The organism is Corynebacterium sp. HMSC14H10 (assembly GCF_001807105.1).
Classification (GTDB): domain Bacteria; phylum Actinomycetota; class Actinomycetes; order Mycobacteriales; family Mycobacteriaceae; genus Corynebacterium; species Corynebacterium jeikeium_D.
Genome location: NZ_KV787449.1, coordinates 1 through 13,354, shown reverse-complemented (window position 1 = coordinate 13,354; position 13,354 = coordinate 1). Strand labels below are relative to the sequence as shown.

At 59.4% G+C, this 13,354-nt stretch carries 10 protein-coding genes and 2 tRNA genes; 2 read left to right on the top strand and 10 right to left on the bottom strand.

Annotated elements, in window-relative coordinates:
• Positions 1-557: 557 nt before the first annotated feature.
• The 5 genes from ndk to HMPREF3135_RS09555 all read right to left on the bottom strand — a co-directional run bounded on the left by ndk (position 558) and on the right by HMPREF3135_RS09555 (position 7,212).
• On the bottom strand, positions 558-968 hold the full coding sequence (gene ndk / locus HMPREF3135_RS09575) for a nucleoside-diphosphate kinase (RefSeq protein WP_038629458.1): 411 nt from the start codon (positions 966-968) through the stop codon (positions 558-560).
• An 84-nt stretch (positions 969-1,052) separates the two neighbouring features.
• Positions 1,053-1,568 carry a DUF4233 domain-containing protein gene (locus HMPREF3135_RS09570; RefSeq protein WP_016422309.1) on the bottom strand — a complete coding sequence of 172 codons (516 nt, stop codon included), beginning with the start codon at positions 1,566-1,568 and terminating at the stop codon, positions 1,053-1,055.
• Positions 1,565-3,085: a bifunctional tetrahydrofolate synthase/dihydrofolate synthase gene (locus HMPREF3135_RS09565; RefSeq protein WP_224783795.1), complete on the bottom strand. Its 1,521-nt coding sequence runs from the start codon at positions 3,083-3,085 to the stop codon at positions 1,565-1,567. Before HMPREF3135_RS09565 ends, HMPREF3135_RS09570 begins: the two co-directional genes overlap by 4 nt.
• Before the next feature lie 194 nt (positions 3,086-3,279).
• Positions 3,280-6,015, bottom strand: coding sequence for a valine--tRNA ligase (locus HMPREF3135_RS09560; protein ID WP_070439381.1), 2,736 nt, complete (start codon positions 6,013-6,015; stop codon positions 3,280-3,282).
• Positions 6,016-6,228: 213 nt separating this feature from the next.
• Complete coding sequence (locus HMPREF3135_RS09555; protein WP_016422306.1) at positions 6,229-7,212, bottom strand: malate dehydrogenase; 984 nt, start codon at positions 7,210-7,212, stop codon at positions 6,229-6,231.
• Positions 7,213-7,442: 230 nt separating this feature from the next.
• Here HMPREF3135_RS09555 and HMPREF3135_RS09550 point away from each other — a divergent pair, with 230 nt between their 5' ends.
• Positions 7,443-8,228 (top strand): TetR/AcrR family transcriptional regulator, encoded by a 786-nt coding sequence (locus HMPREF3135_RS09550; protein ID WP_049190863.1) that lies wholly within the window; start codon positions 7,443-7,445, stop codon positions 8,226-8,228.
• A gap of 62 nt (positions 8,229-8,290) precedes the next feature.
• On the opposite strand, the gene clpX is transcribed toward HMPREF3135_RS09550, so the two are convergent.
• From clpX to HMPREF3135_RS09525, 5 genes are all read right to left on the bottom strand, one after another.
• The gene (gene clpX / locus HMPREF3135_RS09545) at positions 8,291-9,553 is read right to left on the bottom strand and encodes an ATP-dependent Clp protease ATP-binding subunit ClpX (protein ID WP_048735141.1); all 1,263 of its coding nucleotides are present in this window, start codon (positions 9,551-9,553) and stop codon (positions 8,291-8,293) included.
• Between the two features lie 173 nt (positions 9,554-9,726).
• Entirely contained in the window at positions 9,727-10,356 is a 630-nt protein-coding gene (locus tag HMPREF3135_RS09540) for an ATP-dependent Clp protease proteolytic subunit (RefSeq protein ID WP_005511517.1), read from the bottom strand.
• Between the two features lie 40 nt (positions 10,357-10,396).
• Complete coding sequence (locus tag HMPREF3135_RS09535) at positions 10,397-10,969, bottom strand: ATP-dependent Clp protease proteolytic subunit (protein WP_016422302.1); 573 nt, start codon at positions 10,967-10,969, stop codon at positions 10,397-10,399.
• A 141-nt stretch (positions 10,970-11,110) separates the two neighbouring features.
• Positions 11,111-12,574, bottom strand: a complete 1,464-nt coding sequence (gene tig, locus HMPREF3135_RS09530; protein WP_101687704.1) for a trigger factor — start codon at positions 12,572-12,574, stop codon at positions 11,111-11,113.
• Positions 12,547-12,623 (bottom strand) — tRNA-Pro (locus tag HMPREF3135_RS09525). The genes tig and HMPREF3135_RS09525 overlap by 28 nt, the downstream gene beginning before the upstream one ends.
• A gap of 563 nt (positions 12,624-13,186) precedes the next feature.
• Here HMPREF3135_RS09525 and HMPREF3135_RS09520 point away from each other — a divergent pair.
• Positions 13,187-13,261: transfer RNA gene (locus HMPREF3135_RS09520), tRNA-Gly, on the top strand.
• The last annotated feature ends 93 nt before the right edge of the window (positions 13,262-13,354 follow it).

The window sequence follows — 13,354 nt, the reverse complement described above, 5'->3', positions numbered from 1 at the left end:
CTTGACACCCCACCACGCAAAACCCGACAACAGGAAGCACACTCTTTGTCATTCCATGTGCGCCTACATCCGTTGTGGCCTTGGAAACCAGGCGGAGCAACGATGTTGCGACAGCCACTTCATTTGCGCCAAATGCGCAGATAGAGGGCCGAAAACGATGAACAATTATGAAAGTCTTATTGGCAGGCCTACCGGCTGACTCGGGGATTCAGCGATCACATGCGGCATATTTCATCCGCCGGAGCGAACTCCCGGGCACTACTGCTGCTGTCCATTGTCGCACATATCGAGCAGGTGGCGCGCACCGACATTGGTGGCGGCGGGCCAATCCGAGTTACTGACTGCGTTTATGACAGAAATGGCCTGAAAAATTGCCGGAAAGTGTCATAAACTCCTACAGTTTCACATTTGCAGCCCGTGCCCGCATTCACACGTGCAGCCCGCTGAAGGGCCGCCCCACGGTCGTCGACAAGCAAAAAGCGCCGAACCGGCAAACAATTGCTTGCTCAGTTCGGCGCCAGTTCAACGCTCACGGGTCAATGCTGAACCGTCAACGTTTAGAGGTTCGGGAACCAAATACCAATCTCGCGCTCAGCGGACTCCGGGGAATCGGAACCGTGAACAACGTTGTTAGCAACCTCAAGTGCGAAGTCACCGCGGATGGAGCCCGGAGTTGCGGCCTCAACCGGGTTAGTGCCGCCAGCGAGCTGACGCCAAGCAGCGATTGCGTTCGGGCCCTCGATAACACCAGCGACCAGCGGTGCAGAGGTGATGAAATCAACCAGCTCACCAAAGAACGGCTTATCGACGTGCTCTGCGTAGTGCTCCTTCGCAGTTGCCTCGTCAGCAACACGGAGGTCAAGCGCGACCAGCTTCAGGCCCTTACGCTCAATGCGGGAGATAACTTCGCCGACCAGACCGCGGGAAACGCCGTCCGGCTTGATCAGAATAAGAGTACGTTCAGTCATGGTGAGCATCATACTATGACAAACCCCGCTGCACCGGAGTGGTGGTGCAGCGGGGTGAAAGTCGCGACTACGAGCGCGGGAGATCTACGAGTGCTGGGTGGTCAACAGACCGCGCTCCATACGCTGGATGAGGTTCTTCCGCAGGTGCAGAATGTAGGCCCACACTAGTGCGAAGAAGATACCCACCACGCCCATCGACACGTGTGTGAAAATAGCCAGCACACCAAAGACCTGCAGTACAATGTTGGCCTTCAGCGCCCAGGGCTGCTTCTGCAGGAAAGCCATCGCAATCAGAGCCAGGCCCAGGATGGTGATGTACGTAACCGAGAAGGTCTGGTTAATCTGACCGTCGGGAATGCGCGTGACCACAGTCAGACCAAGCAGCACCGAGATAGCCTGCATGATCAGCGTGCCGGACATAACACCGCGCAGACCCTTCAGCGGGTCCTTAGCCGGATCGTGTCCCGCACCGAGCGGACCATACTTGCCGCCCTCACTCAGGTCACGCCCCTCGCGGTAGGCGCGCAGGGCCTCGCGGTCGGCAGCGGTGTAATCCTCCGCGCCATTGCCCTGTGGCTGGCTCGCCTGAGATTCGCTCATTGCGGGTCCTTTCCAAATAGTGTCCGGGCCTCGCCCGCGGTAACAACAGATCCAGTGACAATCACACCGGAACCAGAGACAATACCGTCACCGGTGTCGGTTTCCTCAGCCAGCGCGACAGCTAGCTCAACGGCGGACGGCAGAGTTGGCACGCGATGCACGCGCTCCTCGCCGAAAATCTCCTCCGCAAGGTCAGCCAGGTCGTCGTAGTGCAGCGCACGCGGCGAGGTGTTCTGGGTGATTACCACTTCTTCGAAGTACGGCTCCAGCTCCACCAGCAGCCCACGAGCGTCCTTCTCCCCCAACACCGACAGCACACCAATGACACGGCGGAAGTCGAACTCAGCGGAGAGCGCCGTGCGTAGCGCACGGGCACCGTGAGGATTGTGGGCGGCATCGATAAACACCGTCGGGGTCGAACGCACGCGCTCCAGGCGGCCGGGCGATGCGACCGTCGCAAAGCCTTCGCGAACCGCATCAATGTTGAGCGGACGCCCCGGACCTGCGCCGAAGAACGCCTCCACCGCAGCCAGTGCTGTGGCTGCGTTACGCGCCTGATGCGGACCGTGCAGCGGCAGATGGATGTCGTCATACTCGCCGGCCAGGCCCTTGAGCGTCAGGTTCTGCCCGCCGACCGCCAGCTGATGACTGACGACGCCGTACTCAACTCCAGCGCGGGCGACGGAGGCGTCCATTTCCACGGCACGTCGCAAAACGACGTCCATTGCTTCCGGCTCTTGCTCGCCGACAATGGCGACATTGTCCGGTGGCGTGAGCAAGTCGTCCTTGTTCCACCGCGACTTGATGATGCCGGCCTTCTCAGAAGCGATTTCAGCCAGGGTATCGCCGAGGTACTCCGTGTGATCGAGACCGATTGGGCAGATGACTGCCACGTCGGCCTCCACCACGTTGGTCGCATCCCATGTGCCACCCATGCCGACTTCCACCACGGCGACATCGACAGGAGCGTCGGTGAAGGCAGCGTAGGCCATGGCCGTGAGGACCTCGAACTTACTCATCTGCGGGCCGCCCTTTTCGGCGGACTTGGCGTCAACCATTTCCACGTAGGGCTGAATCTCGCGCCAGATGCGCACGTAATCGCGTGGATGAATGGGCTGGCCATCGATGGCGATGCGCTCGGTAACCAGCTGCAGATGCGGACTGGTGGTGCGGCCGGTGCGACGACCGAGAGCGCGCACCAGCGACTCAATCATGCGCACAGTGGAAGTCTTGCCATTCGTGCCGGCAACGTGAATGACCGGAGTGGCACGCTCAGGATGGCCAAGGATGTCCATCAGCATCTCGATTCGCTCGAGCGACGGGTCAATCTTGGTCTCCGGCCAGCGCTGATCCAGCTCGGCTTCCACCTCTGCGAGCTCGCGCAGCTCCTCGGCGGTGGCCTCCAGCGGAGCCGGCTCATTGACTGGGCGATCCACATCCACCGGCAGGCTCAGGCCTTCCTCGGACACGGAGACCTCACCGAGGCGCATGTCATCGGGCATGCGGTCATCAGCCATCACACCGGCGATTTCGCGAGGTTCGAGGTCCTCGACGATCTGGGAGTCAGCCGGATCGAATTCGAACTCAGGCGCTGCAGTGGACTCCTCTCGCAGCGCAGACTCTTCCTGCGCCACCGAATCGTCCTCGCCGCCAAGATTCAAACGAATCTCCCCTGCGGCCTCATCACGTGGTTCAGCATCCCGTGGATCGGTCATGCCTGCGGAAGTCCCTCCAAACGAGCCTTAATACGGTCAATCTCCTCCAGTGCGAACTGGTGGCGAGTCTTAATCTCCTCCACGACCTGCTCCGGAGCCTTGGACAGGAAGGCCTCGTTGCCGAGCTTCTTCTCGGTGCCGGCCAGTTCCTTCTCTGCCTTGGCCAGGTCCTTTTCCAGACGCTTGCGTTCAGCGGCCACGTCGACGGTGCCGGAGGTATCCAGCTCGATCAGGACCGTGGCCTGAGACAGGCGCACCTCAATGGAAGCGGTAGCGGTGAAGCCGTCCTCCGGTGCCTCAGCACGAGCCAGCGAACGAATCATCTCTTCCTGAGCAGTCAGATCAGCATCCGCCAGGTTCATGCGTGCCGGCACGCGCTGCGACGGCTTCACACCCTGGTCATTGCGGAAACGACGCAGCTCGGTGACCAACTTCTGGGCATCGGCAATACGACGTGCGGCAACCTCATCAACAGCAGCGCCGTCGGTGGTCATGGTTGCATCCGGCCAGGCGGAAATAACCAGAGAGTCCTCGAAGCCCTCCGCGCCGTCGGTAAGCGCCTTCCACAGCGTCTCCGTGACGAACGGCATGGACGGGTGTAGCAGACGCAGTAGCGTATCCAGCACGCGGCCTAGAACCAGACGAGTGGAGGCGGCTCGGGCGGCCTGCTCCTCGGTCATGGTCTCGCCGTCATTCAGGCGTGGGAAGTCAACCTTGGTCATCTCCAGGTACCAGTCACAGACCTCGTCCCATGCGAAGTGGTAGAGGGCCTCGTTGGCCTTGGAGAACTCGTACTTATCCAGCGCAGAGTCGACTTCGGCGCGGACCTGTTCCAGGCGGTCCAAGATCCAGCGGTCGGTGTCGGTGAGCTGGTCACGGTCCGGCAGCTCGCCCACGTGGGCACCGTTCATCAGTGCAAAGCGGGTGGCGTTGAACAGCTTGGTAGCGAAGTTACGGGAGCTCTGTGCGGCGTCGTTACCGACCGGCAGGTCAGAGCCCGGGTTAGCGCCACGAGCCAGCGTGAAGCGAAGTGCGTCCGCACCGTAATCACGCACCCAGTCCAGCGGGTCAATGCCGTTGCCGAGAGACTTCGACATCTTGCGACCCTGCTCATCGCGGACCAGACCGTGCAGGAAGACATCCTTGAACGGCACCTGCGGACGACCGTCGCGACCCTTGCCCAGCGGTGAATCAGGCAGGGTGGCAGCAAAGGTCGAGAACATCATCATGCGCGCGACCCAGAAGAACAGAATGTCGTAGCCGGTGACCAGCACGGATGTCGGGTAGAACTTCTCCAGCTCTGGGGTGGCGTCCGGCCAACCCATCGTGGAAAACGGCCACAGCGCAGAGGAGAACCAGGTATCCAGCACATCCGGATCCTGCGTCCAGCCGTCGCCCGTCGGGACCTCATCATCCGGGCCGACACAGACGACCTCGCCATTCGGGCCGTACCAGATCGGGATGCGGTGGCCCCACCACAGCTGACGGGAAATACACCAGTCGTGCATGTCATCGACCCAGTCGAACCAGCGCGGCTCCTGCGAAGCCGGGTGAATAACCGTGTCGCCCTCGCGAACAGCATCGCCGGACATCTTGGCCAGCTCATCGACCTTAACGAACCACTGCAAGCTCAGCAGCGGCTCAATCGGCTCACCCGAGCGCTCCGAGTGACCAACCGAGTGAACATACGGGCGAATCTCCTTGACAATGCGTCCCTGCTCACGCAGCGCCTCCGTCAGCGCAGTACGGGCCTCTGCACGATCCATGCCGTCGAAACGCGTGCCAGTGTTGAAGATACGGCCAGTGGTGTCGATGACCTCCGGCATATCCAGGTCGTGGCGCTGGCCCATAGCGAAGTCATTCGGATCGTGCGCCGGCGTGATCTTCACCGCGCCGGTACCGAACTCGCGGTCCACGTAGTCATCGGCGATGACCTGAATCTTCAGGTCCTCGCGGAACGGGTGGTCCAGAACCTTGCCCACCAGGTGCGTGTAGCGCTCATCCTCCGGGTGCACGGCAATTGCCACGTCACCCAGCATCGTCTCCACACGAGTCGTCGCCACAACAATGGAGTCCTCCCCATCGCCGTAGCGGAAAGACACGAGCTCGCCTTCAGCGTCCTCGTACTTGACCTCAATATCCGAGATTGCAGTCTGCAGCACTGGCGACCAGTTGACCATGCGCTTGGCGCGGTAAATCAGGCCGCGGTCAAACAGTTCCTTAAAAATCGTCTGAACCGCACGGGACAGGCCCTCGTCCAGAGTGAAGCGCTCACGTGACCAATCCAGGGAGTCACCAATCTGGCGCATCTGGTTGCCGATACGTCCGCCGTAATCGTGCTTCCACTCCCAGACCTTCTCCACGAATTCCTCGCGGCCGTAATCGAAGCGGTCCTTACCTTCGGACTCCTTCAGCATCGCCTCGACCTTGGTCTGAGTTGCGATACCCGCGTGGTCCATACCCGGCAGCCACAGCACCTCGTAGCCCTGCATGCGCTTACGGCGCACCAGCGCATCCATCAAAGTGTGGTCCAGTGCGTGGCCCATGTGCAGCTGACCCGTCACATTCGGCGGGGGCAGCACAATAGAGTAAGCCGGCTTGGAGCTAGACGGATCAGCCTCGAAATAGCCAGCGTCTACCCAGCCCTGGTACAGGTCCGACTCCACGTCAGCCGGGTTCCACGACTTGGGCAACTTATCTGCTCTGTTTAGGTCCACGTTGTTCTCAGTCACGCGTCACATCTTAGCGCCTTGCCCGGATTTGGTTTTCCAGGGGCTTTACGACGGCCCTTGCGCCCCACCCATATCTGCCATCAGCGACTTATACACCGCCTAATTCAAGCCTTTCTCCCGCTCCGAGCCAAACCGCGATTACCGCGCAAAATAAAAACGCTCTCTTGTGAAATCATCACAAGAGAGCGCCTCTAAACGGCCGTTGAACAGCTCTTAGACCAGCAGGTCCTTAACAGCCTCGCGCTCTTCGCGCAGTGCCTTGACGTTGCGCTCGATGCCAGCGCGCTGAACCTCGGAGAGATCCAGGCCCTCAACGCGAACCCACTCGCCGTCCTTGGCGTAGCACGGAACACCAGCGACCAGGCCCTCGTCGATGCCGTAGGAGCCATCGGACGGAAGGGCGACAGAGACCCACTCGCCCTCTGGGGTACCCGTGACCCAGTCACGCATGTGGTCAACTGCGGCTGCGGCAGCGGAAGCTGCGGAGGAGGAACCACGGACCTCGATGATTTCTGCGCCACGCTTGGCGACACGCGGAATGAAGTCCTGCTCGACCCACGCAGCGTCCACCTTGTCGGAGACCTTCTCGCCTGCAATGGTGGCGTAGGTGATGTCCGGGAACTGGTCTGCGGAGTGGTTACCCCAGACAATCATGTTCTTGATCTCAGTGGTCGGAACACCAATCTTTTCCGACAGCTGAGACAGGGAACGGTTGTGGTCCAGGCGCATCATGGCGGTGAAGCGCTCTGCCGGGATGTCCTTAGCGTGGGATGCGGCAATCATGGTGTTGGTGTTGGCCGGGTTGCCGACAACCAGAACCTTGATGTCGTCTGCTGCGTGATCATTCAGTGCAGCACCCTGCGGGCCGAAGATCTTGCCGTTGGCGCCCAGCAGTGCGGAGCGCTCCTCGCCCTTGCCGCGCGGCTTTGCACCGACCAGGAAGGCGGCGTTGGCACCGTCGAATGCCTTTGCCGGATCATCGGTGATGTTGATGCCAGTCAGAAGCGGGAAGGCGGAGTCAAACAGCTCCATGGCGACGCCTTCGGTGGCGTGCAGCGCCGGAGTGATCTCCAGCAGGTTCAACTCAACCGGGGTCTCAGGGCCGAAAACCGAACCGCTGGCAATGCGGAAGAGCAGGGAGTAAGCGATCTGTCCGGCGGCGCCGGTAACTGCAACCTTTACGGGAGTCTTGTTCACTTCAGGCCTTTCTCGAGAGAGAATCAATTCGCTGCCCACTCTAATGCGACTACAGAATTGGCGCAGACGGGGGCGATGCGCTCAGGCCATTTCTGAAAAACGGATAGCATTAGGCATGACTTACGGTCGTGTACTCATTTCACTAGAAAGAAGTCCGCGACTGACCAATTTCACCCCCGTTAGATAGCCAAAACCCCTTAGTCTCTCTCTAGTCCAAGCAAAGGATTTTCATGAAGTCTCCAGGCTCCTCTGATGCAATCCCCCATGCAGTCTTGGTGGCAGCACTTCAAGAATTCACCGCAAAGGGGTATGCAGATGCCCGTTTGGATGCCATTGCTGCCGCCTCTGGTGTCTCCAAGCGCATGCTTCACTACCACTGTGGTGACAAGTTGGGACTCTACAGGGCGACGTGGGCACATGTGCTGGAGACCGTAAGGCCTGACGACGACGACCTGCGCCCGCACTCCAATGTGCCGGTGGAAGCCCTGCAGCATGTGGTCGGTGTTATCTATGACTACTTCTCGGCGAACCCGCTCGCCGTGCGGTTCATCATCCAGGAAAACCTACATCCGGTCCTGCCGCTAGAAGGCGTGACTGGGCTTGGTGGTCAGAGCCCAATTGTTTTGGAGTTTGACCGCATCTTGTTGCTCGGCCGCGATTACGGTGCATTCCGCACTGACATTTCCGCACTTGATCTTTATATTCTCGTGCTCTCACTGGCCACCTTCCCCACCCTGCACCAACGGACTTTTGAAAACCTCTACGGCATTGAAATGCAGTCGACGGTGCTGTCGGACAAGCTGCGTGAGTTCGCACAGGACACCGTGACCAGCCTGTTGACATCCTCGCCTCGCAACGAACCGGGAAGCTCGTACACTTCCTTGCTGGCCTCCCATGGCGCGAACTCGTCCGCGCTTGGCGCAGAGGTCTATGGCGATCAGCCCAACCCAGAGACTCAGGACTTGGCTGCTGATGATGCCCCGGATTACCGCGACATCTACGGCATGGACGACTAGGGCTCCACACAGACATCAAAACCCGGTTAGAGCAGGCGCTCTAACCGGGTTTTCAGCTACCTTTACGCAGTCTTCTTGTCCGCGCTGCGTTCAACGAGTTCTGGCGCTGCACCGTCCGTGATGCATTCCTTGTGGACAATGACCTCCGCAACGTCGTCACGCTCTGGTACGTCGAACATCACGGGAACCAAGATTTCTTCCATGATGCCGCGCAGACCACGGGCGCCGGTATTGCGGCTAATCGCCTTGGCAGCAATGGCGCGCAGTGCCTCGTCGTCGATGGTGAGGCGCACACCATCCATGTCGAACAGGTGCTGGTATTGGCGGACCAGGGAGTTCTTGGGCTCGGTGAGTACGCGAACCAGCGCGTCCTCATCGAGGTTGGTGACCGATGCGATGACGGGCAGGCGACCAATGAACTCAGGGATCAGGCCGAATCGAACGAGGTCCTCCGGCAGCACGTCGCGGAATGGATCCTTCATATCCGCGTCGTTAGCCGAGGTGACATCTGCGCCGAAGCCCAGCCCCTTCTTACCGACACGCTCCTGCACGACCTTCTCCAGACCGGCAAACGCACCGGCGACGATGAACAGGACATTGGAGGTGTCGAACTGAATGAACTCCTGGTTTGGCAGCTTGCGCCCACCCTGCGGGGGCACGGCGGCTACGGTTCCCTCGAGAATCTTCAGCAGCGCCTGCTGCACACCTTCACCGGAGACATCGCGAGTGATAGAGGTGTTTTCAGACTTACGCGAGATCTTGTCAATCTCATCGACGTAAATGATGCCGCGCTGCGCCTTCTCGACGTCGAAATCAGTAGCCTGCAGCAACTTCAGCAGGATGTTCTCCACATCCTCACCGACATAGCCGGCCTCGGTCAGGCTGGTGGCGTCAGCGATTGCGAACGGCACATCCAGCTTGCGAGCCAGCGTCTGTGCCAGGTAGGTCTTGCCACAGCCTGTCGGCCCCAGCAAGAGAATGTTCGACTTCTGTAGCTCGACGTCGTTGTCCGACTTGGTCTCTGCAGCACGAAGGCGCTTGTAGTGGTTGTAGACCGCGACGGCTAGGGTGCGCTTTGCCATGTCCTGGCCGATGACGTACTCATCGAGGAAGTCGCGAATTTCCATCGGACGCGGCAGGCGGTCGTCGTTGCCAGTTGCCTCGCCGCCGGTGTTGAGCTCCTCTTCAATAATCTCGTTGCAGAGCTCGATGCACTCATTACAGATGTACACACCAGGTCCGGCAATCAGCTTTTTGACCTGCTTCTGACTCTTTCCACAGAAAGAGCACTTCAGCAAATCCGCACTTTCTTGCATACGCGCCATGAGGCTCCCGCCGCCGCCTTTCCGCTTCGTTGCCAATAACTGCTTCAGACCAGCCTACCGTGAGTGTGCGCAAATACCGGCTTCCACGCCAGGGGCGAGGCGAATTTCACGCGATCTCGCCCGGTGCTTTACGACGGCCAGTGCGCAGCACTCCAAAGAGACCATGTCCCCATTTAGGCGTTGTGCTTGCGGTACTCGAAGACCTGGTCGATGATGCCGTACTCGACGGCCTCTTCAGCGGTCAGGATCTTGTCACGGTCGGTGTCCTTGCGGATCTGCTCTGCAGTGCGACCGGAGTGGCGAGCCAACGTCTCCTCCATCAGCTTGCGCATGCGCTCGATTTCGTTCGCCTGAATCTCCAGGTCGGAAACCTGGCCCTGGATTCCCTGGGTGGCCGGCTGGTGAATGAGCACGCGCGCATTCGGCAGAGCTGCACGCTTACCCGGTGCACCCGCAGCGAGCAGGACGGCTGCCGCGGAAGCAGCCTGGCCCAGGCACACCGTCTGCACGTCGGGACGCACGTACTGCATCGTGTCGTAGATGGCCATCAGCGACGTGAAGGAGCCACCTGGGGAGTTGATGTACATCGTGATGTCACGATCCGGGTCCAGCCCCTCGAGCACCAGCAGCTGCGCCATGATGTCGTTAGCGGCAGTATCGTCGACCTGGGAGCCGAGGAAGATAATGCGCTCTTCGAAGAGCTTGTTGTATGGGTTGGATTCCTTAGCACCAAAGCTGGAGTGCTCCACGAAAGAAGGAAGCACGTAGCGCGACTGCGGCATCTGCATATTGTTCATCTCCATGTTGATTAAATCGCCTCTAATTATTCGCTACTGTCCGCTTTTAGCGTGCGGTGTCCTTGAGGGCGGTCACGACGTGGTCAACCAGGCCGTATTCCTTAGCCTCAGCTGCGGTAAACCAGCGGTCGCGGTCCGAGTCTTCCTCAATGCGCTCAACCGGCTGACCGGTGTGCTGCGCGATCAGACGAGCCATCTCCTTCTTGGTGGCAGCGAACTGCTCAGCCTGAATGGTGATGTCGGATGCGGTTCCGCCGATACCTGCAGATGGCTGGTGCATCATAATGCGGGCGTGCGGCAGCGCGTAACGCTTGCCCTTAGCACCTGCGGCGAGCAGGAACTGGCCCATGGAAGCTGCCAAGCCCATGCCGTAGGTAGCCACGTCGCACGGAACAAACTGCATGGTGTCGTAAATGGCCATGCCGGCGGTGACGGAGCCACCCGGGGAGTTGATGTACAGCGAGATATCCGCCTCTGGGTCCTCAGCTGCCAGGAGCAGCATCTGACCGCAGAGCTTGTTGGCAATCTCGTCGTCGACCTGCTCACCCAGCCAAATAATGCGCTCCTTGAGCAGCTTGTCGAAAACCGTGTTCGTCGACATCTGGGCGTTATCGCTCATCGGTGTACTCCTTTTTCGTACGTGTGCGAGTTTTGTCGTTCATTAGAGGGTAACGAAAAGGGCCGCCCCTTTGTTTCGGGAACGGCCCTTGTTCGCTATAAGCGTTGCGTCATGTCGAACGCGCCGCGCTAATTGCGGGGCTTACTCAGCGGAGGTGTCCTCAGCCTTGTCGGACTCAGCCTTCTCAGCCTCCGGCTCGACCTCACCGAAGTACTCGTTCAGGTCGATTTCGTTGCCCTCGGTGTCCTTGGCGGAAGCCTTCAGGATCGAGGTAGCCAGAGCCTTGCCGCGGCGAACGTCTGCGAACAGGTTGCCGAGCTGGCCGGACTGCTGAATCTGCTGGATGAACTGGTTCGGGTCCATGCCGTAAGACTGAGCAGTGAACAGGATGTGGTCGGTGAGTTCCTGCTGAGAAACATCCGGCTGGATCTCTTCAGCCAGTGCGTCCAGGAACAGCTGGGTGCGGACAGCTTCCTCAGCGGACTTCTTGGAGTCCTCGTCGAACTGCTCACGGGTGGTGCCCTGTGCCTCCAGCATGGAGTTCAGAACCTTCTCGTCGCCGCCGAACTGACCCAGCAGCTGCTGCAGCTGGCCCTCGACCTGCTCCTTGACAACACCCTCCGGCAGAGCGATGGTGGTCTGCTCCATAGCGGCAGCCAGAACCTTGTCGCGAACCTGCTGAGCCTGCTCACCCTTCTTGGTGTTCTCAACCTGGCGAGCCAAATCTTCCTTCAGCTCGTCGATGGTGTCGAACTCGGAAGCCATCTGAGCGAAGTCGTCGTCAGCTTCCGGCAGCTCGCGGACCTTGACGGACTGAACGGTAACGGTGACCTGAGCGTCCTCGCCCTCGTGCTCGCCAGCAACCAGCTTGGTGGTGAACTCCTTGGACTCGCCCTGGGACAGGCCGACAACAGCGTCATCCAGGCCGTCAATCAGGTCATCGGAGCCGACCTGGTAGGACAGGCCCTCGGTGGAGGCCTCTTCCAGCTCTTCGCCGTCGATGGTGGCGGACAGGTCGATGGAGACGAAGTCGTCCTTTTCGACTGCACGCTCGACGCCGGTCAGGGTGCCGAAACGAGCGAGCAGGTTCTGCAGCTCAGCCTCAACAGCTTCGTCGTCGGCGACCAGCGGATCAACCTCAACTGCGATGTCCTCGAACTTCGGCAGCTCAATCTCCGGACGGACGTCGACCTCAGCGGTGAACTCAACGAGCTCGCCGTCTTCCAGCTTGGTGATGTCGACCTCAGGCTGACCGATAACCTTCAGGTCCTCCTCGCGAACGACCTCGTCGTAGCGGGACGGAACCATGTCGTTGAGCACCTGCTCCAGGATTGGGCCGCGGCCGAAGCGGGCCTCAATCAACTTTGCAGGTGCCTTGCCCTTACGGAAGCCCGGAATCTGGACCTGCTGAGCCAGTGCCTTGTAGGCGTTGTCGAACTCTGGCTTCAGCTCGTCAAACGGGACCTCGACGGTAATCTTCACTCGGGTCTCATTGAGCTTCTCAACGGAAGACTTCACTGGTGCACTCTCCTGCAACTCGATGATTAATTCATAGACCACGGGAGTGCCCGTGATACTGGTCGGGGTAGCGGGATTTGAACCCACGGCCTTCCGCTCCCAAAGCGGACGCGCTACCAAGCTGCGCCATACCCCGTATGCGTCATTCGAAACCTAGCAGAAACCCCTTTGGAGCATCTGCACCGGGGCCCTCATAGGCGCGAAATCGCGTTTCCACAACGGACCCGTATAGATTTACCTGACGATTAATGAAATCACAAAACCACGCGTTCAACCAGGCTAATGCTCTGTCTGAAAACGCTTTACGACGCCATCGAGAGCCAACCTGCCAACTACTACCGGTTTCATGAAAACCATGCATATCACAGGGCGTTTGCATCACCTCGGCACTGCTTTTGGCGGCCTCGTTTACTGCAAACACTCCATTCGTCGGCCGACTCCCCAAAGAAGCCGCCTAAAACGACTGCCCCTTTGTTGAGTCGTGTGACAGTGTAATCAACGGCTATACGCCTGTTTCATATACCCCATATTGCTTTAGTTTCATTTTCTGTTTTTCCCGGCCACAGCCACTTTTCTTTAAATCCTTCGAGAAAAACCTGGCATCGATTTTTGTATGTGCGCTTTAACGAGTTAATATGCCTTGTACCAAGACACGGTCTGGTTGAGGCGAGTGCGCATCTAAACCGGATTTCTGTCTATGGGGATGTCGTATAGTGGCTAATACCTCAGCCTTCCAAGCTGAAGACGCGGGTTCGATTCCCGTCATCCCCTCCATGTGAAAGCACCCTCCGGCCAGCGTCGGAGGGTGTTCTTCTTTTTGACGGGATCCGTCCCGAAATCGGGTTAAGTGACAAAAAGTGTGTCCGC

Bases quoted from the DNA above. Each gene is read 5' to 3' on its own strand.
- HMPREF3135_RS09535 (WP_016422302.1), bottom strand. From the start codon at position 10,969: ATGAGCGATAACGCCCAGATGTCGACGAACACGGTTTTCGACAAGCTG.
- HMPREF3135_RS09565 (WP_224783795.1), bottom strand. From the start codon at position 3,085: ATGGCTGATGACCGCATGCCCGATGACATGCGCCTCGGTGAGGTCTCC.
- HMPREF3135_RS09540 (WP_005511517.1), bottom strand. From the start codon at position 10,356: ATGGAGATGAACAATATGCAGATGCCGCAGTCGCGCTACGTGCTTCCT.
- clpX (WP_048735141.1), bottom strand. From the start codon at position 9,553: ATGGCGCGTATGCAAGAAAGTGCGGATTTGCTGAAGTGCTCTTTCTGT.
- HMPREF3135_RS09570 (WP_016422309.1), bottom strand. From the start codon at position 1,568: ATGAGCGAATCTCAGGCGAGCCAGCCACAGGGCAATGGCGCGGAGGAT.
- HMPREF3135_RS09550 (WP_049190863.1), top strand. From the start codon at position 7,443: ATGAAGTCTCCAGGCTCCTCTGATGCAATCCCCCATGCAGTCTTGGTG.
- ndk (WP_038629458.1), bottom strand. From the start codon at position 968: ATGACTGAACGTACTCTTATTCTGATCAAGCCGGACGGCGTTTCCCGC.